This window comes from Devosia sp. (assembly GCF_028290625.1).
Classification (GTDB): Bacteria; Pseudomonadota; Alphaproteobacteria; order Rhizobiales; family Devosiaceae; genus Devosia.
Window position 1 is genome coordinate 27997 of the sequence record NZ_JAQGJM010000045.1, and the last position, 16133, is coordinate 44129.

24 protein-coding genes are annotated in these 16133 nt (G+C 61.0%); 7 read left to right on the forward strand and 17 right to left on the reverse strand.

Annotation, left to right across the window (positions count from 1 at the left end; translation table 11 throughout):
• Positions 1-242 precede the first annotated feature (242 nt).
• The 5 genes from JWR51_RS23470 (at position 243) to JWR51_RS23490 (ending at position 2304) form a co-directional block, all read left to right on the forward strand.
• A complete protein-coding gene (locus tag JWR51_RS23470; RefSeq protein ID WP_299753479.1) occupies positions 243-938 on the forward strand; it encodes a MucR family transcriptional regulator in 696 nt (231 codons plus the stop codon).
• Positions 938-1180 (forward strand): hypothetical protein, encoded by a 243-nt coding sequence (locus JWR51_RS23475; RefSeq protein WP_299753481.1) that lies wholly within the window; start codon positions 938-940, stop codon positions 1178-1180. Before JWR51_RS23470 ends, JWR51_RS23475 begins: the two co-directional genes overlap by 1 nt.
• 83 nt (positions 1181-1263) lie before the next feature.
• A complete protein-coding gene (locus JWR51_RS23480) occupies positions 1264-1446 on the forward strand; it encodes a hypothetical protein (RefSeq protein WP_299753483.1) in 183 nt (60 codons plus the stop codon).
• A gap of 24 nt (positions 1447-1470) precedes the next feature.
• Positions 1471-1737 (forward strand): hypothetical protein, encoded by a 267-nt coding sequence (locus JWR51_RS23485; protein WP_299753485.1) that lies wholly within the window; start codon positions 1471-1473, stop codon positions 1735-1737.
• Positions 1738-1959: 222 nt separating this feature from the next.
• Positions 1960-2304: a hypothetical protein gene (locus JWR51_RS23490; protein WP_299753486.1), complete on the forward strand. Its 345-nt coding sequence runs from the start codon at positions 1960-1962 to the stop codon at positions 2302-2304.
• 191 nt (positions 2305-2495) lie between these two features.
• Here JWR51_RS23490 and JWR51_RS23495 read toward each other — a convergent pair whose 3' ends face one another.
• The 8 genes from JWR51_RS23495 to JWR51_RS23530 all read right to left on the reverse strand — a co-directional run bounded on the left by JWR51_RS23495 (position 2496) and on the right by JWR51_RS23530 (position 7318).
• Positions 2496-2873, reverse strand: a complete 378-nt coding sequence (locus tag JWR51_RS23495) for a hypothetical protein (protein ID WP_299753488.1) — start codon at positions 2871-2873, stop codon at positions 2496-2498.
• 50 nt (positions 2874-2923) lie between these two features.
• Positions 2924-3235: a hypothetical protein gene (locus JWR51_RS23500; RefSeq protein WP_299753490.1), complete on the reverse strand. Its 312-nt coding sequence runs from the start codon at positions 3233-3235 to the stop codon at positions 2924-2926.
• Positions 3232-3474 carry a hypothetical protein gene (locus JWR51_RS23505; RefSeq protein WP_299753492.1) on the reverse strand — a complete coding sequence of 81 codons (243 nt, stop codon included), beginning with the start codon at positions 3472-3474 and terminating at the stop codon, positions 3232-3234. The genes JWR51_RS23500 and JWR51_RS23505 overlap by 4 nt, the downstream gene beginning before the upstream one ends.
• Positions 3471-4040 carry a hypothetical protein gene (locus JWR51_RS23510; RefSeq protein ID WP_299753494.1) on the reverse strand — a complete coding sequence of 190 codons (570 nt, stop codon included), beginning with the start codon at positions 4038-4040 and terminating at the stop codon, positions 3471-3473. Before JWR51_RS23510 ends, JWR51_RS23505 begins: the two co-directional genes overlap by 4 nt.
• Positions 4041-4136: 96 nt before the next feature.
• Positions 4137-4817 carry a glycoside hydrolase family 19 protein gene (locus JWR51_RS23515; protein WP_299753496.1) on the reverse strand — a complete coding sequence of 227 codons (681 nt, stop codon included), beginning with the start codon at positions 4815-4817 and terminating at the stop codon, positions 4137-4139.
• Positions 4818-4843: 26 nt separating this feature from the next.
• Positions 4844-5143 carry a hypothetical protein gene (locus tag JWR51_RS23520; protein ID WP_299753498.1) on the reverse strand — a complete coding sequence of 100 codons (300 nt, stop codon included), beginning with the start codon at positions 5141-5143 and terminating at the stop codon, positions 4844-4846.
• A gap of 278 nt (positions 5144-5421) precedes the next feature.
• Positions 5422-5625, reverse strand: a complete 204-nt coding sequence (locus JWR51_RS23525) for a hypothetical protein (RefSeq protein ID WP_299753500.1) — start codon at positions 5623-5625, stop codon at positions 5422-5424.
• A 202-nt stretch (positions 5626-5827) separates the two neighbouring features.
• Positions 5828-7318, reverse strand: a complete 1491-nt coding sequence (locus JWR51_RS23530) for a hypothetical protein (protein WP_299753502.1) — start codon at positions 7316-7318, stop codon at positions 5828-5830.
• A gap of 93 nt (positions 7319-7411) precedes the next feature.
• Between JWR51_RS23530 and JWR51_RS23535 the strand changes: the two genes are divergently transcribed.
• The gene (locus JWR51_RS23535; protein ID WP_299753504.1) at positions 7412-7657 is read left to right on the forward strand and encodes a hypothetical protein; all 246 of its coding nucleotides are present in this window, start codon (positions 7412-7414) and stop codon (positions 7655-7657) included.
• On the opposite strand, the gene JWR51_RS23540 is transcribed toward JWR51_RS23535, so the two are convergent.
• The 5 genes from JWR51_RS23540 to JWR51_RS23560 form a co-directional block, all read right to left on the reverse strand.
• On the reverse strand, positions 7654-7869 hold the full coding sequence (locus JWR51_RS23540) for a hypothetical protein (RefSeq protein ID WP_299753506.1): 216 nt from the start codon (positions 7867-7869) through the stop codon (positions 7654-7656). The genes JWR51_RS23535 and JWR51_RS23540 overlap by 4 nt on opposite strands.
• Positions 7866-8222, reverse strand: coding sequence for a hypothetical protein (locus JWR51_RS23545; RefSeq protein WP_299753508.1), 357 nt, complete (start codon positions 8220-8222; stop codon positions 7866-7868). The genes JWR51_RS23540 and JWR51_RS23545 overlap by 4 nt, the downstream gene beginning before the upstream one ends.
• Positions 8219-9373 carry a hypothetical protein gene (locus JWR51_RS23550; protein ID WP_299753510.1) on the reverse strand — a complete coding sequence of 385 codons (1155 nt, stop codon included), beginning with the start codon at positions 9371-9373 and terminating at the stop codon, positions 8219-8221. The genes JWR51_RS23545 and JWR51_RS23550 overlap by 4 nt, the downstream gene beginning before the upstream one ends.
• The gene (locus JWR51_RS23555; RefSeq protein ID WP_299753512.1) at positions 9370-9876 is read right to left on the reverse strand and encodes a hypothetical protein; all 507 of its coding nucleotides are present in this window, start codon (positions 9874-9876) and stop codon (positions 9370-9372) included. Before JWR51_RS23555 ends, JWR51_RS23550 begins: the two co-directional genes overlap by 4 nt.
• Positions 9877-10140: 264 nt before the next feature.
• Positions 10141-10407, reverse strand: coding sequence for a hypothetical protein (locus tag JWR51_RS23560; protein WP_299753514.1), 267 nt, complete (start codon positions 10405-10407; stop codon positions 10141-10143).
• A 49-nt stretch (positions 10408-10456) separates the two neighbouring features.
• Here JWR51_RS23560 and JWR51_RS23565 point away from each other — a divergent pair, with 49 nt between their 5' ends.
• Complete coding sequence (locus JWR51_RS23565; RefSeq protein WP_299753516.1) at positions 10457-10696, forward strand: hypothetical protein; 240 nt, start codon at positions 10457-10459, stop codon at positions 10694-10696.
• Here the strand turns inward: JWR51_RS23565 and JWR51_RS23570 are convergent.
• From JWR51_RS23570 to JWR51_RS23585, 4 genes are read right to left on the reverse strand one after another with little or no spacing between them, the layout of a single operon-like run.
• Complete coding sequence (locus JWR51_RS23570; RefSeq protein ID WP_299753518.1) at positions 10690-13146, reverse strand: phage tail tip lysozyme; 2457 nt, start codon at positions 13144-13146, stop codon at positions 10690-10692. The two genes, JWR51_RS23565 and JWR51_RS23570, sit on opposite strands and share 7 nt — an antisense overlap.
• Positions 13136-14473 (reverse strand): hypothetical protein, encoded by a 1338-nt coding sequence (locus JWR51_RS23575; RefSeq protein WP_299753520.1) that lies wholly within the window; start codon positions 14471-14473, stop codon positions 13136-13138. Before JWR51_RS23575 ends, JWR51_RS23570 begins: the two co-directional genes overlap by 11 nt.
• 5 nt (positions 14474-14478) lie before the next feature.
• A complete protein-coding gene (locus tag JWR51_RS23580; RefSeq protein ID WP_299753522.1) occupies positions 14479-15168 on the reverse strand; it encodes a DNA transfer protein p32 in 690 nt (229 codons plus the stop codon).
• Complete coding sequence (locus JWR51_RS23585) at positions 15159-15929, reverse strand: hypothetical protein (RefSeq protein WP_299753524.1); 771 nt, start codon at positions 15927-15929, stop codon at positions 15159-15161. Before JWR51_RS23585 ends, JWR51_RS23580 begins: the two co-directional genes overlap by 10 nt.
• Between the last annotated feature and the right edge of the window lie 204 nt (positions 15930-16133).

Genomic DNA, 16133 nt, shown 5'->3' on the forward strand with positions numbered 1-16133 from the left:
TGGATCGATTGCACGGGGTGAGCACCGCTTTTATTCGGTGCAAACCCCTGATAGGATGGTGGGTGCGACAGGGATTGAACCTGTGACCCCCGCCGTGTGAAGGCGCGAGGCCTATGCAAAACTGGCGGTTTCCGGGCGTTTACGGGAGTCAGCAATGCCAATATGTGCTAGCTTCGTTCCGTGCATGTTCCCCGAGATTTGTTCGACTGCACGGGGCGGTCACTGTCTGAGGAAAGGTGACCATGTTCCAAACGAAAGAAGAGTTAGAGCACTACCTCGGGCAGCCTCGGATTGAATGTCTGGAATGCGGGCGTCGGCTCAAGAAGCTCGGCGTCCATTTGCGAGCGATACACGGGGTCGATCCAGACGACTACCGCGAGAAGCATGGCATCCCCTACACGGTTGGGCTCGCGTGCCCAGAGTTGCGGGACAAGGTGCGGGAGCAGGTGGCTGCAGCAGCAACACCTGAGAGAATGAAGGAGCTACAGCTTCGGAGCGTAGCTAAGCGCCAACAGGTGCCCAACCGGCACATGGCTGACGCCCCGATCATTAGGAAAGGGCACGCAACCACGACGGCGAAGATGCGCAGCGTCATGCGAGAAAACGAACGAAAGCACGGCCAGAGCCCGGCAAAAAAGGCAGCCGTGATGAGGAACCTTCAGAAGGCTGCTGCAAAGATTGCGGAGTTCGGCCCATCTGACAAACAGAGGGCTGCAGGGTCGCACTATGGCAAGATATACGGCCCCAAGTTTGTTGACCTTGCGCTGACCGCCCTCGGGCGCGAGCGCCGCAATGATTCACCTAAGATAGTCGCTGCTGTTCGTGCGGACCGTGCCACCGGGCTCTCATGGCGAAAGCTCGAGGCGAAGCATGGCATCCCAGCAACTTCAATTCAACGCATGTGCGAGGGCGTTACGCCAGAAGGAGTGAGGCACTGATGACTGACATACCCAATGACGTGATGAAGGCAGCTCAGGCAGTATGGGTTGAATTGGCCTCAGGTCTGCTGCCGCTCAAAGACATGGAGGAGGCGGAGGTCGGCATTATCGCGCGAGCCATTCTGGCCGAGCGAGTCCGAACCGCTGGCGGTCTAGGCTATACCTACACGAGAGGATATAGCCTCATCCGAAACCCGGGGGCGGTGCCACCCAACCGTCTCAAAACACCAGAGGACGGCTGAAAAGTTAGCCGTCCGAAAAGGCAGAATAGATCACGGGATTTTCCCGTGAAGTCTGTAGCCGCCTAGCCCCAACGGAGAACGAGATGACGGTCACCGAAGCAGACGACGAGTTCCTGAAGCGGATAGCGCATATCCTCGGAAGCGAAACAGCCGCGTCTCGAGCTATGGCCGAACGCGACCGGCGCAAGGCCGCTGGCGAGGATGCCGTGATCTACTGGAACCGAGATAACGGCTCGCTGATCGTTGGCCCGCGCCTCCCCGCTTAACCCCTATGTTCTGAGGAGAAGGAAATGACGACCTGGAAGAAGATCGAAAGCGCCCCCGAAGGCATCAAAGTCGACGTGTGGGTCTGGAATGTCGCGGACGACGAGGGCGGCTTAGACGACGGGTTCAGGTGGCCCGACGTTGAGGTGATCGGCGGCGGCGAACCGCACGGGCTTCGCGTCTATCGCGGCGAGCCTGACTTCGGTGGCGAGTGGGAGGACTACTGGCCGCACGAAAACGGGCAAGTGGTGACGCACTGGTCGGAAGTTCCTGACGCCCCGCCGAAGGCCTAACCCCCATACCCACCCGGCGGGTTCATGATGATGCTGATCTTCCGAGGGAGTAGTGGACGGGCATGGGCTTTGGAAGATGAAGCTGGCGGGCAGTCGGCTTTGTAACGTTGGCCGCAAGCGGTCCGTATCCGACACCGATCGGGGGCACGCGGTTTGTCCCCCGCGCTACTCGCCAGCCCGTTTCTTATAGACGATTTGGCCCGGAAATGATAGGTTTTTGAGATGAGCGAAGCACCTGAACCAGTCGAAGTTTTCAGCCTTGCGCAGTACCTCGGAGAGGAAATGGACGAGCGCGGATGGACGTCCTGGGATGTGGCCGCCCGGATGGGCGGCAAAGACCTGTCGCTCGACGCTCTGACGGTGGATATCCTGTTGGCCGTTCAGGGTGTCCCGAGAGAGAAAGTCGTGATCGGCGCCGACATGTATCGGCAGCTTGAGCGCGCCTTTGGCGTATCCGAGGGCTTCTTAGAAGCATTGAACGCCGCTTGGGAACGATACCCCGACCGCCGCGCCGCGTTCGAAGCTCCCGAGGACTTGTTTAGCGGCGGGTTCGTAGCCACCCCGTAGCCCTGAGAGAGGCGAGATGAGCGAAACTGCCGAAAACTTTGTCCGCCGCGTCACCTCTGAGGTATTCGGACAACGCCTCACTGAACAGCAAATTGCCGTGGTGGCCGCAAAGCTGCGCCGGGCTGTGCCCCCCCTCCCCACCACTAACCCTAAGGCGTCCCCTTCCAAGCATTCAGCCCAAGGGGGAATAGCTACGGTAACGGATCAGTCGTGGCCCACGCCGCCGGCTTAGGCTCTGCCCTGCCCGCGATCTGCGACACGATCCCCTCAATCTTCGCCAGCGAGTAGTTCGCGGAGTCGACCTTATCCTCGAGCCGATCAACCCGCATGGTAATGCCGGTCTGAAAATCATCGCCCTTGTCGGCTCGCTGATCCTGCACGACCTCGACGCGGGAGACGGCAGCTACGGCCGCGGCGGATTGCGCCTTGGTATCGAGCACAGCCCAGGTGACGAAGCCGCCACCCATCGTCACCGCTGTACCGCCCACTATAGCCATGGTGCGAGCTGCAGCGATGAACCATTTTGACCGAACGAACTGCTCTAGCGTCATTTCGTGCGCCTCGTTCATTTGCCGGCGAAGTCCTATAGATAGAGGTAACGGGGAGACGCGGTACTAGTTCAGTCCTGCCCGGTGGTTCGCTTGAACCAGTCGGACACGGTTTCGCGGTGCGCGGGCCGGGGCTTCACGCGGCGGATGGGCTTTGGGTCTTCGTGTTCGAACACCTCGGGTTCAGCCGGCTTGTTCCGCGATAGCGCCAGAATGGCCACCAGCACGCCCACAGCGGCCCCGACGCCCCAGCGACCGAGGATAGCCCCGAGGATCATTCCGGCCACTACGGCGGCGCCTAGCAGCCACAGCAGGGGTATCGAGTGGAACCAAGAGGACAGGCCCTCGGTGAAGCAACCAATCGGATCTAGGAGGCACGTCACTTTGTGGCCTCGACTTCGGCCTTGGTGCCAACGGGCGGGGCGGGCTCATTGGGTGCGGCGCGGAGATACCAGGTGGCGATGTTGACGAAGGCCGTGAGCCCTAGCGTCCACCAGAGCATCGGGCGGGCATCGAGGCCAAGGCCCGGGAGCTGCGTCAGGGCGATATTGCCCAGAGTGATGACGAGGCCGACGATCTGCAGCCAAATGGTCTTACTGGCGAACCAGCGGATAGGAGTCATGGTGAGTGTTTCCAGTTCTTCCGGGTGGCGATCAGTGAAATCGTCGATGCGGCAACGCCGTATTTTGCGGCGAGGTTTTTCTGCGGGATCACGCCTATGGCTGCCCGGATGGCCCGTACGTCATCTGCCGACAGTTTCGCGCGGTGGTTCGCAACGCCGCGTTGGCGGTGACCGTCCCGCAAAACGTCATCGGCGTTATCCTGAGCGGTGCCCCAACGCAGGTGCATTGGGTTGACGCAGCCTCTCTTGCCGTTCGTGCATGAATGCAGGGCTTGGTGGGAAGGCGTCGGCGGGGCGCCATGGGCCTCGATGCAAACATAGCGGTGCGCCGAAGTCCCAGAGACCGACCCGTAGCCATTCGGTTTTGTTGCGAAAGGCCAGATGATGCATGCGTCACTGTCGGTATTTAGTATGCTGGCAACGAACCGAGCGGGTTCGCCTTCAGCGGTTCGCCCGGCCAGCGGATCGCCGTGGGCGCGCCATCGCTGATAGTGGGCCTGGCATAGTCCTCTCCCGCGCGCGGGCTTGCCGCATCCGTCAACAGTGCATATGGATTTTGCAGCCATCGCGACCTCCTTACAGGTTGGGCTGGTTAGGGCTGAGGCGGTGTTGGAAGCACCAAATCAGCCCGCTTTTTTCATAGCACAAATCGCGAACTGAAGCTATTTGCGCGGCCCTTTCTTGAACAGCGAGAGGATGAGTTCGATGATGAGACCGAGCAGCGATTGCTTCGGCTTCGGGAGCTTGATCGGGGTGGGGTCGGGTTTCGCTGCGGTTGCGTTGCCGGCGTTCAGTGCCCGCAGGAAGCCTTCAGCGATCATGGCAATGTCGTCGGCGCGATCCAGGCCGTTGACCACCCGTCGCATGTCGTGGAACGTGGCGTAGTCACCGAGCTTCTTGCCGGTGAACCATCCCTCGGTGCAGCCGCGAATGAGCACGCAGGCCGCAACATGCGGCTCGAGCGCGAGGTCGGGGCTGCCGAGCAGGTTGGTGTTCATCTTCTCGCCAGCGCGCCGGTAATTGTCGCGGCCAGTGAGCTGAACGAATCCGCGGCCGCGATACCGGTAGCCGTCGCCGGGTTCGACGTTGCCTAGCGCTTTGCCCTTGTCGGTCGTTGACGCATATTTGTTGAAGTAGGACTTGGCGCCGCGCTCGTAGATCGGCTGCATGGTGTGCGCCGTCTCGTGCTTGGCAGTGGCGAGCAAATAGGCCAGGTGCCGAATGTCGCCGTCGCCATGCTGCTCGAAACCGTCGAGGATGGCTTGTGTGCCGTCTACCTGTTCCTGCGTGAGAGCGCCGCCGAATAGCGGGCGCACCTCCGCGAAGAACTTCGCAAGGTCCATTGTCTATCTCCGATTTTGGTAGTCAGTTAGCCGCGGTTCGCAGCTTGTTCCTTAGGCGTGGCCCACCGACAGTTGCCAGGCGCGTAATCGCCATCATTGTCGATACGGTCGATCGTCTTGCCTACGGGGCGCTCGCCCATGTCGGACAGAAACGCCTCGAAGCTGTCGCGCCAGCGTTCACAAACCTTGATGCCGCGACCGCCATAGCGGTGGAAGTGCTCTCCGCCGATCTCTTCGCAGCGCTTTATCATCGCCTGCCACGAATTGTAGGTGCGGGTTCTCGTGCGGTTTCGAAAATGCCCATGCACCAACCTTAGCGCGCCCATTCGCTTGGACCTGTGGCACCCGCAACTTGTGTTCCTGCTTATGTTGGCCGATTGGTCTACTATCGAACCACCGCAATCACACCGTGCCAACCACCGAGGGCGACCGGCACTATCTCGTCCGATTGGCCCGATGACGGTCAACATGCCAAACCGTTGGCCGGTCAGGTCTCTGGCCCTTCTGGTAAGGGAAATGAATTTCGGATCACTCACGCATAAACTGTAGAACAGACCATGAATCTCCGCAAGCGCCCGGTGGGACGTTTGGGTTCATGGCAGCCTCAGATGTTGATCCAGTGGAAGGTCAGCGGCAGCCCGCCAGCCAGCCCCACAAGGCCGATAGCGAGCAGCCAAAAGCCGGGAGGATCAACCACCCCGCCTGTGGTGTTGTGGGCGTAGCTCACAACGGCGAGGTCGATGAGGTACCAGCCGGTAAAGGCAATGCCGACGACAAGCGCCAGCACGCCCAGGATGGTTTGGGACATGGGGGACTCCGGGGATTGATGGGGAGGGGAATTGGGGCTACGTTGCCCGGCATGCTTAAGAAGATAGATCTGATCGTAGCGATCGGTTGCACCGTTGGGGCGGTGCTATTCTTGGCGGTCGGTTGGTCGGCTGGATGGGCGAGCCATTTTGGCGGTGTGGGCGAGTTCGTCGCCTCTGCCACCCTTCAACGATAGTTCTAGGTCACGACCGGCCGCGGTCATCGATCCAGCCAAACGTCACCGCCGACACGTTCACATTGCCATCCGAGTAATCCACTCGGTAGCGGACTTGTGACGACGTATTGGTCATCACTTGCAACTGCCCGGACGCTGAACCGTCATCGCCGCTGTTATCCAAAAACCGAAGTGAAAACACTGTGGATGACGGCGCCGTGTCGGCTTGGGCCAGCGCAGTTACCAACAGAGACTCGCCAATATCGGCATTGGTATCCTGGTATCTCCACGACGATATCGCTGTATAGACAACCCCAGTAGGGACACTCAACGTTGCCGTTACGGCAGAAGTCCCAGGATTTGTCGTGCTGAAGCTGGAAAGCGGGATCGATAGCCAGAAATAGTTGCCATTCTGGCTGAATGCCCGGATGCTCGCTGAAGCCCGGACAATCGACCCCACCCGACGATAATAGGTATAGGACGCCGGACGGTTGGCCGCGTTAGGGTCGGTGTCAAAGCCAGCATCAACTACTCCGGTGTCCGGCCGTTGGATGATGAAGCAATGATACGTCGTGTTCGCGATCGCACCCGAGAACAAGCCGCCTTGGTTGTTGCCGACCGCCCACGTTGCATCAAGGCGCTTCGTGATCGTCGAGCCCAGCGTCATGTAGAACGCTGCGGTGCTGTCCGATACCGTGCCGGCGGCGAAGTCGATATCGTTGGTGGCGTCTGCCACATTGTTGGCAATCGTGCAGCCCGTGATCGCACCTGGTGCCGCGCCAGCCCAGAACCGCTTGGTGACGCCGTTGCCCCCGATCTTGAGGTTGTCGAACAGCGTCGACCACTGCATATCCGCTTCGTCAGTTGGCGTTGGGTCCGTCGCCTGCTTCAGCGTAATGGTGGTCGTGGAAATCGTAGAGCCGGTGATCGTCGAATTGCTGATCGTCGCGCCAGTAAAGCTGCCGGGCGTTGGGTTCACCACATGGAAGGCGCCCCGCGATGCCTCGTAGAGCAGCAACACCGCATTTGCCGCAACGATTTCACCGCCAGCGAGAGGCGTCGGGCCGGCCGACGTGTCGACTAGGACTGGAATGCCCGAGCCGCCACCCGGGGCGACCGTCATTGGCCCTGAGTTGGAGAACCCCGCGATGAACTCTAGCGCCTGCCCGTCCTGCTGGCTGAAGCTCGAGGCGGCCACGATCTGCGCATTTGCAGAGCCGGTCGATGTTCCGCCAGTGGCAATGCCGCCTGACGAAGTGTCGCTGGTCAACTGGTCGTAAACCAGATTCCCGGCACTGTCGCGGATGATCCACCTGTACGAGCCGCTGCCGTAGATGATGGCACGGCCTGCCGAGTCCAGAACGATCGGGTTCGAATTCAGAATGAGTTGATCTGCGTCCTGATAGGTCGCCTTGGATGTATTCGTGCCCGGAATCAGGGTGGTGATCGTGCCACTTTCCAGCGGGTTGCCGTTGGCGTCACAGATGAAAATCTCAGGTGTCGGAAGCAGGGTTGCCAATGTGGGCTCCAATACAAAAGGCCCCCGAGATGGGAGCCTTGACGTTCGGTTTGGTTGTGTGCGGTGATCGGTGGGTAATAGGAGGGCTAAGAAGTGCGCGACTTCGACGGTTCAGACCCGCTGCTGCCCAAGCCGTTCAATCCGGATTTGCACTTGGGGGTGGAGTACCCCGTGCGGTTGTTCGGCAGCAGTTACCGGCTTGTCTCGCTTGAGCCGTTAACCGCGTACTTGGAGCTCGAAACAGAGTTCGAGGGGTTCATTGCCCTCGGCATCAACCGGGGGGTTGCCGAGCAGCTTCAGGAAGTGCTGGCGATGTTCTTGGCGGAGAAACCGGACTAAAACGGTAGACCATCGACGTGGTCGTAGCGGCGATCCATGGCCCAATCGCTCGCCTTTGAAACGAGGCGGGTGAGATCGGCTATCTCCTTCTTTGACCGTTCGCGCTCGGCTAGGATGGCGAGGGCCACGGTCATGATCGCCTCGCCCTCGTCGTAAGCGGTACAAACCGCTTCTGTCGCCGCCTTCATCACGTCTTCAGGTATGTCGGTCACTCTGCCGAGTCCTCGAAGGAGATGAACGTGTTCTTGAGAGACACCAATTCATAGTCCAGCGCCAAGGCGCGGCAGGAGCCACACCCGAACAGGGGGTGCTCTTTGCAGTCCTCCGATATCCAGTCAGATGCCAAATACTCTCGGACTAGATCGATGGCGACAGCCAGGCGGTCGTACTTGTCGAGAGCCTTGTCGATGGCATCCGCCTCAGGCACGCCGGTGATTTCCAGCGCTCGGCTGGAGTTACTCGCGTTTGAATCCATGTTCTGACCAATTCCTTCCGGGTATGGGTCCGCCGGCAGCCTGTTGAAGAACGGGCTCCCAAGCTCCGCCATGCTCTTCTTATCGGTCATTGCGCAGCAACCTTCCGCCACTCCAACGTCAAGTCTCGAAGAACGGCCTTCGACATGACGCGCTTGGCGTGGTTTTCAGCGTGGAGCGGCGTCCATTCCTTCGCGAGCGCCTTGGCCTTTTCAGTCTCAAGGACAACGCCATAGGGCCCCGGTGCCTTCTTGATTTCGCCGGTTTCCTTGTCGATCCAGGTCCGCTGGTGCTTGGCCATAGAGTCCGCCATCACCCAAACGACGGAACGCCGCTCCGCCGAATACCCATGCTCAAGCGCGGCCTCGGCATTGGCTACCCTGCGCTGCCGGCCGCCATCGATTACCGCCAGCCCTAGGCGTTTCCATACCCCGCTGACGGTCGGGTAGGCGGACAGGTCGCCTGCCTCGCCAACGATAGCTGCGACCGAAGCCCAGCCGAGTCCGCGCACGTCATTCACCCACCGCGCTATCGGCAGCTTCTTCGCCAGCTTGACCATCTGGTTTTCGATCATGGTCAGTTCGGCGTCGAACTTCTGGATGGCTGGGATGAAGGGCATGAGTGCCATTTCCACGAAAGCATCCGCTTCAGTCGGCTTCCCGTCCATCACGCGAGCGAATGCTTTCGATCCCGCGACCTTGTCCCCCGCTGCGAAGGACCGGCATATAGCCTTACCCTGCAACACGAGGGAATTGCGGGCCTTGAGCCATCGGCGGCGAAGGCGGTGCAGTTGAACAATCTGCATTACCTGCGGGTCAATGAACCGTCTGTCAGCCCCTCCTCGCGAATGGGTATCTGCCGCACAATGGGGGCTGACAGACGAATTGTCGGCAGCGACGGTCGATTTGAGGGTTTCGTCTCGATTGTGGTCACTGCCGTCCGGTTGCCCGGAATGAGATAGCCCGGCGCTTTCTGTTTGGACATCTGGGGAGCAATGGCCGGGCTCCGCCGAAGCGGAATTGTCGAGAGCGGCGGGGACTGGTTGGGCTACATGGCAACCTTGGCCGCTCTCGTCCTCTTGCGAGGAAATTTCGTGACCGGCTATATCGATATGGGTCACGTAAGAAGAATGGCCGGTCACACCCCCCTGTGGGGGAAATACGAGGCCGGCACTCTCGTTTTGGGTCGCAACATTCAAATGGCCGGCCTCACCCACTGAGTGGGTATCGTGAAAATCGTTCATTTGAGCGCCCCGCTCTTGAGCGTGCGCAGTTCATCCTCGCTCAGCACATCCCGCACCTTCACAGCGGGGCCGGTGAGCTTGTCGGCAACCGCCAGCATGAACCGGCGCTTGACGGAAATGTCCTGAATGACCGTGCCGTAGCTATTCGCCTGCGCCAAGACCTGATCCTTGGTCGCGTCCCCAAGCTTCACGCCGCCCGCCAGCGGGAAGTCGTACATCGAATTGAAGATGCCATTGGCGAGGGCGATGACCGATGCCGGTCCATTGGCCTCCGAGCGCCAAATCCTCCGCCTCAGGCCGATGTTCTTGCTGTCGAGCACCTTGCTGACTGCAACCTGGATTACATCTTCAAGCACCGAACTCAGCAAGTCAGCATCGGAAAGCAAGCGATCACCGAGGCGCTTAGCTGCTGCACGCACATCGCCGCTCTCGGCTTCAAGACTTTCGAGCGCCAGATCATAGATCGTCGCCGTTTCGGTGATCGTTTCGGCCGCTGCGTTCATCGGCTGATTACCCCATCTTGCCAATCAAGCTATCATCCGATATTACACACCATAGCACGACACGCAAGAGACTGTTAAGGATGCCCGTGGCGATTCAGACCGGAACGACAATGCCGCCCCGACTTGATGATAACTCCCCCACCGAACGGGTTCAGGTCGTTGCGCCTGCAAGCTGGGTACAGCGCATTGAGGAATGGCGCCGAAAACAGCAGCGCATCCCAAGCAAGTCAGAGGCGATACGCATCCTCGTTGACAAGGCGCTCGCTACCGAAGTTTCTTCCGCCGAATAACAGCGGAGGCAGGGATCATCATGCCGCCGTAGGTGTGGCTGTTGTCCGGATGGGCAGTGTCCCCAATGGTAGGGACGACAACTAGCCCGTGTTCGTTCTCAGAAAATAGGAAGCCAACCGAAACGCACTTGTGCTGATACGGCTCAGGCACTTCCGAAACGTCGATCCAGCTATTGTTGAGCCGACAGGCATCTACCCACTCGACAAGCACCAGATCATAAGGAAAAGCGGATGCGGCCATTGCATCTCTCCTCTAGCGAACTGAAGGCTGCTGCTCTATCTTGCCGCGCATGCCCGATCTTGACCTTGGTCCCGACGACTACAAAATCCGCGACCCGAGAACCGGACGCTGGCACGTCCCGGCCAATCCGAAACTGGCGGGCGCCTTGGGCATCGTCCTCATCGGCGTGTTGATCTTCTTGTTCATCCGCCGCGACGAGATGACTTCCGAAACCCTGTTCGGGGTCGTCGCCATGTTTTCTTTGTTCGCGGGCGGACTGCTAGGGCTTTCGGCCCGCAAGAGCTACTGACTGAGCAATGGATTTCCGCCATTGACGGTGATTTCCACTGGCGCACGAGGTGCAGTCGCGCCTGCAACGCTACGGAGCAGCAAATTCCCGCCAGTCATGGTCGCCGGGTTTGCCGCCCGACCAAGCGAATTGCCGATCAGCTTATTGCCAAGCGCCGCAGAGCGTAGCAGTGCCCCCCCGCCCTTGGCTGCCAAGAGGTAGGCTCCCGCCGCCGGCAGACCGACCGCCGCCATCATGGGAATCGACCCAGGGTTCATCGCTGCGGTGGCCGCCAAGCCACCTGCCCCACCGACCTTGGTCAGCATGTTCATCACGGCCAGCCGTTCCGCTGTGCCGCTTGAGGGAGGCGACTTGAGGAACTGCTGCCCGATGCGCGCCAATTCGGCAAGATCGCCACCCGCCCCATACGCCATGTTGTCGTAAGAGCTGCGAACAGCGCCCATCAAGAGCGCGGGGTTGATATCTCCGGCCGGAGATTTCTCCACGAGGTCTTCGACGGTCTTCATCGCCTTCCACTGCGATCGGGCGTTCTTGAGCCCATCCAGCACGTCCGGAGCGGCCGAGCGCTCGAATGCATCGTCCAGGGCTTCGCGCGCCTGCCGGGCGAATGCCCGAATGCCGGGATCGGCAGAATGCAGCGCAACGTCCAGCGGAGCCCCCTTCTTCGTAAGCTCCTGGTAGGCTCGACCGGTGATCGAACCGCTGCCCTGCTGGAACTTGCCGACAATGTTGTCGAACTGCTTCAGGATGGGGCCCATCTGCTGTTCAGTGAGGTTCATCTGAGCATTGGTGACGGCATCCAGCATGGCCTGGTCGAATGCGGTATCGGCCGCGATGGCAGGCGTTTTTGCAGCGGCATCTTCGAACGCCGTACCGATCCGGTCCCGAGCCCGAGCCATCACGTCGGGCGTGATCTTTTCCGCCGTTTCGCCAAAGGTATTGGCAACAGCCTTATTGAAGGCCGCAGCCTGTTGCCCGTTCGAGACCGTGCCGCCACTGAACGGCATCTTGTTGACGACCGAGTCCGCGAACTTGACCATCGGACTTTCGGTAATCTGGCCGGGCCCAATCGGGATACCGTATTTGTTCACAGCGGCTTCTGCGAGTTGCGCAACGGCCGGCGTTGTCTTGCCAAGAAACTGATTGCCGAGTTGGCCCACCGCATCACCTACGGCGGGGAGCGCCACGCCGAGCGCCCCGCCGATCAGCGCGTTCTTTCCAGCCTGTTCCAGATCCCCGCCTCGAGCGAGTGTATCGGCACCCGAGATAAGCGCATTGCTGGCGCCGCCCATCAGCACGCGCTGTGCGATCGGGCCGGTTACGCCAAGGAGATTGCCGCCCGCAGTCGTTGCGCCGGCCGCCAGCATCGGCAGTACAGTACCGGCCACACCAGCGGCATTGGATGTCATCGGATTAGCCTCCCGCGCGGCGGCCGTCTCCTCCTTCACTGTGTCCAGCGGCATGCCTTGGACGGAGGCGCGGGCCTTCTCAGCCAGGTCTAGCCATGCTGGCCCGACGACCGGCATGGCATCCATGTAGGAGGCAGCCGCGGCGTGCGCCTTGTCTAGCAAACCGGTAGGCGCCCCGGCCTGGTCCTCTGGTATTTCACTGACCTGTGGCAACCTCTTGCCAGCACGCGCCTGTTCAACGGCCCAATCGGCGTATTCCTTCGAACCGGGCACCAGTCCGGCCGGCGGCGTGGCGATATCGCCTTCACCCGGCGTGGCGGGGAGAAAGGACCGAAGCAGATCTTCATCCGCAGCATCGCCGCCAGTCGTAGCCGGGGCAGCCGCACCGGGCATAAACGAGTTCAGCAGATCGTCGTCGCTCTGCCCGCCAGGTTGAGCCGTAGGAGCCGCGAACTGATTGAGCAGCGCATCATCATTCGCAGGTGCGTCCGTGGCAGGCGCGGCAACTGGCGAGGCGGACGGCCATGCAGCAGGTGCGGGCATCTCTGCTCCGCCGAACGACGGGTTGACGAACAGAGGATTACCACCACCGGCCGGAGCGTTACTAGCCATCAGGGCATTGCCACCGCCAGTGCTCGGCTGCCCCATATAGGACAGCGCGTTGTTGAGCCGGGCGTTCTCGGAATTGTCGCCGTATCGGATGAACTTCTTCAGCGACTTGTTGGCCGTCAACGGGTCTTGAGCGGCAAGGAACTCAGCCGCGTTGGCCGCCTCGTTGCCGGTCATCTCCTTGACGACGTAGTCCATTTGCAGATCGGGGTCGTTGACCTTGCGGCCGGTATCCTTGGCGTACTGCTCGAGCCCGGTCTTGCGGTCTAGCCGCCACTGGATACCGCCGTACGCATCCTCCTTGGGATTGTAGGCGTCCGTGTTGAACCCGCTCTCCTGAGCGAAGTTTCCCGCCAGCACGGCTGCCTGCACGGGCGAGAAGCCGCGCGCAACGAAGCCGTCGATATACGTCTTTGCCGGATTACTGGCCATTCGCGACTCGCGGCGCGGTCACGAGACCAAGATCGATCGCTTTGCGCAGCGACTTGGCGAACTTGGCCCGTTCTTCGCCCTTCAAGTCCCCGAGCAGTTTAGCCCGCGCCTTGTCATCCATCATGTCGATGGCGTAGGCGCGGGGGTCTTGCTCGGCATTGAATTGGGCTGCGAACTTGGTGAACTGGCTTTCCGGCAGGCCCGACGCTTCGAATGCCTTGAGCTGGGCATTCTGCAATTTGCGTAGGGCGAGCGCGGTCTTGGCCACATCAACGGCCGCCGCGTTGGAAACACCGACACTCGGATTCGCCGCGAACGCCGCGGCCAATTTGTCGTTCGTGCTCGGATCGCCGGCTTGGGCGTACTGGCTCAGGTACTTGCGCACCTCATCGAAATTCTTGACCTTCGTCGCGTCGATGCCCGGAACGCCCATGGACTGCAGGAACGAGGCGATTTCGTTGATCTGTTCCGTGCCGGGACCGGTGCCGGTGGTGCCGAGAGCCTCCAAGGCGGGGATAGCCTTGCTGAGCGGCAGGATATCGCGCTGGAAGTTGGTCTCACGAAGCCGGGCTGCCGCGAGGTCTTCACCGGATGCGCCGCCAACCTTTTCCATGGCCGCCACGTCACCGACCGGAAGGGTCGTCACCACGCCGGCCTCGGCTGGAGCCACTGGCATCAGCGGATTATTCGGATCGAGCGCAGGCGGGTTCGGCATGGCGGTGAGCGGGTTGACGCCGGCCTTTTCGAGCAACTGGCCCGTGGTTCCGGTAATGGGCTGGCCTTCCGGCGTCGTGCCAATGGTCGCAGGCGTCGCAAGCTCCGAAGGCGACAGCGTCTTGGGGATCGGCGCTCCGATCGGGTGAATGCCGGTCATTGGCGAGGTCGTGACTGGCAGAAGCGCGTTGCCCTGATCAATCGTCCCGGCGGTGCCGTACTGTGCGCTGAAGCGCTGGCCGGCATCGAGGGCCCGAAGGCTGTAGTTGCCAGCCAGGGCCCGAAGCGCATCAGGATTGCCCTGTGCGGCTTGAACCTGCTTCATTTCGGCAGCGTAGATTTCCGGGCTGATAATGCCTTCCTGCACCATGCGCTGGCCGAAGTCTGCGAAGTGGTCGGCACTGAGGTCGGGGACTGCCGCCAGCGTCGAAAAGCCGTTGACCAACGTGCCGACCTGGTTGTTCACGAGGTCGAGTTGGGTCTGCTTGTTCTGGGTCTGGAGGAGCTTGTTCTGCTCGCCCGCGTTCGCCAGTCCGACATAGCCGGCTGCCGTGTTCAGGAAGGCGCCGGGTTCAGGGGCGCGCGGGTAAAACGACGTATCGACTTCAGCCATTGCCCTTACCCCACCCGTCCAGTGTAACCGCCAGTGCCGCTATTGACGCCCCAGAGGTTCTTCGTGGGGTTGCCGAGCTGCTGCATGCCTAGATTGTAGCCGAGATAGTTCTGCGCACCGCCCATCAGGGCATTGCCGGCCCCGACGAGTCCCGCGGCCTGCGCCGTACCGCCGGCAATGGTGTTCTGACCAATGCTCTGGGCGGTCTGTGTCCCAAAATTGCCCGTCTGTGCAGCAGCGTTCTGGCCGAGGCTGGATACGCCCATCAGCCTGTTATACCGAGCGTCTCGCTGTGCCATTTCATTGCCGAATTGGGTCTGATACGTGGAGTCAGCGAGGCCTGTAGCATACCCCGCCGCCCCCTTGAGGGCAGCGCCAGAAGTGCCAAGGCCCCGAGCCGCAGCGCTGTTCTGGACAGCTTTGAGCCCCTGAGCCTTGTTGAACTGGTAGCCTGGGGTCTGTTCAAGCCATGCCTGATCAAGGTTGATCTTGCTGTTGAGGTCGGGAAGCGCCGCCATGAGCGCGTTCGTACCTTGTTCGCCAGCCGTCCGATAAGGCGCAAGGTCGCCCCTCGTCTTTTCGTACATTTCGGACTGGACCTTGGAGGCATCCTTCGTGGCTTTCGCCTGCATCCCCGAGCCGACGAGGGACGCGCCCGCGCCGAGAACGCCTCCGACTACCGCGCCTACCGGCATAGCAACACCTCGAAATCTTGGTCTTTGATGGCTAGAAGCGCGTCCCCGATGTCGAGAACGACTGGATACTCAGCGATGATCGAAATCGGCCCGTAGCCGGCGAACACTGCCCACTGGCGATAGAAACCCATCGCCTTGGCCAGTTGCCCGGCCATGATCATCTCTGCGGTGGCGCCGACGAACCGGTCATGGATTAGATCGTCATCGTGGATGGGTGACGTTGCGCCAGCGGCGTGCTTGGCGGCCTCGAGTTTCTCGTGAAACCAATGCCCGGTCGCCTCTACGCCTTCGCAGCGGTTGGCCCATTGGTTCAGGGTGCGGGCGAAGTACTTGACCGCCACAGGGCCGTTGTCCGTTGGCCAGGCGGTGGCCCGCTCGTACTGAAGCTCGTAGTGCATGGCCCGGGCGAACCCGATGGCGCCCTTGTTATGCTCCGGCACCTTGGAGCGGATTTCGAGGCAGTCGGTGCGGGTGAACATGAACCGCTCAGCATCGGCCGCAGCCTGAAGGACGTTGGCGCCGCGATGCTCGGGGAGGAATTGCGTGTGGACTTCGTAGATCCCCGGCAAGAGCTGGTGGAAGAAAAAGCCACCGCCCTGCCCCATCAGGAGGACATTGCGGAGGTCTGCCACCATCGGGGTCAGGTCGATGTAGCCCTGCTGTGGCATGCCGACCCAAGGGCGAACCTCGGGGTGAGCGATGATCGCGTTGATGCGCTCCGCCGAGAACTCTCGGCAGACTGAAAGATTTGGCAGGGGCAAGGTGGCTCCAATAGAAAAGGCCCCGGTGAAGGGGCCTTGGAAATCGGACGGAGGCTACGACTGGTTATGCCTTCTTGAGCGCGTGAAGTCCGACGAACAACATGGCAGGAACCGACGCCAAGATCACCGACTGCGGTGGGAAATCGGAGAACGGCTCAACGCCGAAGCCGCGCAAAAGCAAATAGCCAGGAACCAGCAAGAGGA

Excerpts from the sequence above, each read along its gene's own strand:
- JWR51_RS23470 (WP_299753479.1), top strand. The coding sequence starts at position 243 with ATGTTCCAAACGAAAGAAGAGTTAGAGCACTACCTCGGGCAGCCTCGG.
- JWR51_RS23475 (WP_299753481.1), top strand. The coding sequence starts at position 938 with ATGACTGACATACCCAATGACGTGATGAAGGCAGCTCAGGCAGTATGG.
- JWR51_RS23480 (WP_299753483.1), top strand. The coding sequence starts at position 1,264 with ATGACGGTCACCGAAGCAGACGACGAGTTCCTGAAGCGGATAGCGCAT.
- JWR51_RS23485 (WP_299753485.1), top strand. The coding sequence starts at position 1,471 with ATGACGACCTGGAAGAAGATCGAAAGCGCCCCCGAAGGCATCAAAGTC.
- JWR51_RS23490 (WP_299753486.1), top strand. The coding sequence starts at position 1,960 with ATGAGCGAAGCACCTGAACCAGTCGAAGTTTTCAGCCTTGCGCAGTAC.
- JWR51_RS23495 (WP_299753488.1), bottom strand. The coding sequence starts at position 2,873 with ATGAACGAGGCGCACGAAATGACGCTAGAGCAGTTCGTTCGGTCAAAA.
- JWR51_RS23505 (WP_299753492.1), bottom strand. The coding sequence starts at position 3,474 with ATGACTCCTATCCGCTGGTTCGCCAGTAAGACCATTTGGCTGCAGATC.
- JWR51_RS23510 (WP_299753494.1), bottom strand. The coding sequence starts at position 4,040 with ATGGCTGCAAAATCCATATGCACTGTTGACGGATGCGGCAAGCCCGCG.
- JWR51_RS23515 (WP_299753496.1), bottom strand. The coding sequence starts at position 4,817 with ATGGACCTTGCGAAGTTCTTCGCGGAGGTGCGCCCGCTATTCGGCGGC.
- JWR51_RS23520 (WP_299753498.1), bottom strand. The coding sequence starts at position 5,143 with ATGGGCGCGCTAAGGTTGGTGCATGGGCATTTTCGAAACCGCACGAGA.
- JWR51_RS23525 (WP_299753500.1), bottom strand. The coding sequence starts at position 5,625 with ATGTCCCAAACCATCCTGGGCGTGCTGGCGCTTGTCGTCGGCATTGCC.
- JWR51_RS23545 (WP_299753508.1), bottom strand. The coding sequence starts at position 8,222 with ATGACCGATAAGAAGAGCATGGCGGAGCTTGGGAGCCCGTTCTTCAAC.
- JWR51_RS23550 (WP_299753510.1), bottom strand. The coding sequence starts at position 9,373 with ATGAACGATTTTCACGATACCCACTCAGTGGGTGAGGCCGGCCATTTG.
- JWR51_RS23555 (WP_299753512.1), bottom strand. The coding sequence starts at position 9,876 with ATGAACGCAGCGGCCGAAACGATCACCGAAACGGCGACGATCTATGAT.
- JWR51_RS23560 (WP_299753514.1), bottom strand. The coding sequence starts at position 10,407 with ATGGCCGCATCCGCTTTTCCTTATGATCTGGTGCTTGTCGAGTGGGTA.
- JWR51_RS23565 (WP_299753516.1), top strand. The coding sequence starts at position 10,457 with ATGCCCGATCTTGACCTTGGTCCCGACGACTACAAAATCCGCGACCCG.
- JWR51_RS23570 (WP_299753518.1), bottom strand. The coding sequence starts at position 13,146 with ATGGCCAGTAATCCGGCAAAGACGTATATCGACGGCTTCGTTGCGCGC.
- JWR51_RS23575 (WP_299753520.1), bottom strand. The coding sequence starts at position 14,473 with ATGGCTGAAGTCGATACGTCGTTTTACCCGCGCGCCCCTGAACCCGGC.
- JWR51_RS23580 (WP_299753522.1), bottom strand. The coding sequence starts at position 15,168 with ATGCCGGTAGGCGCGGTAGTCGGAGGCGTTCTCGGCGCGGGCGCGTCC.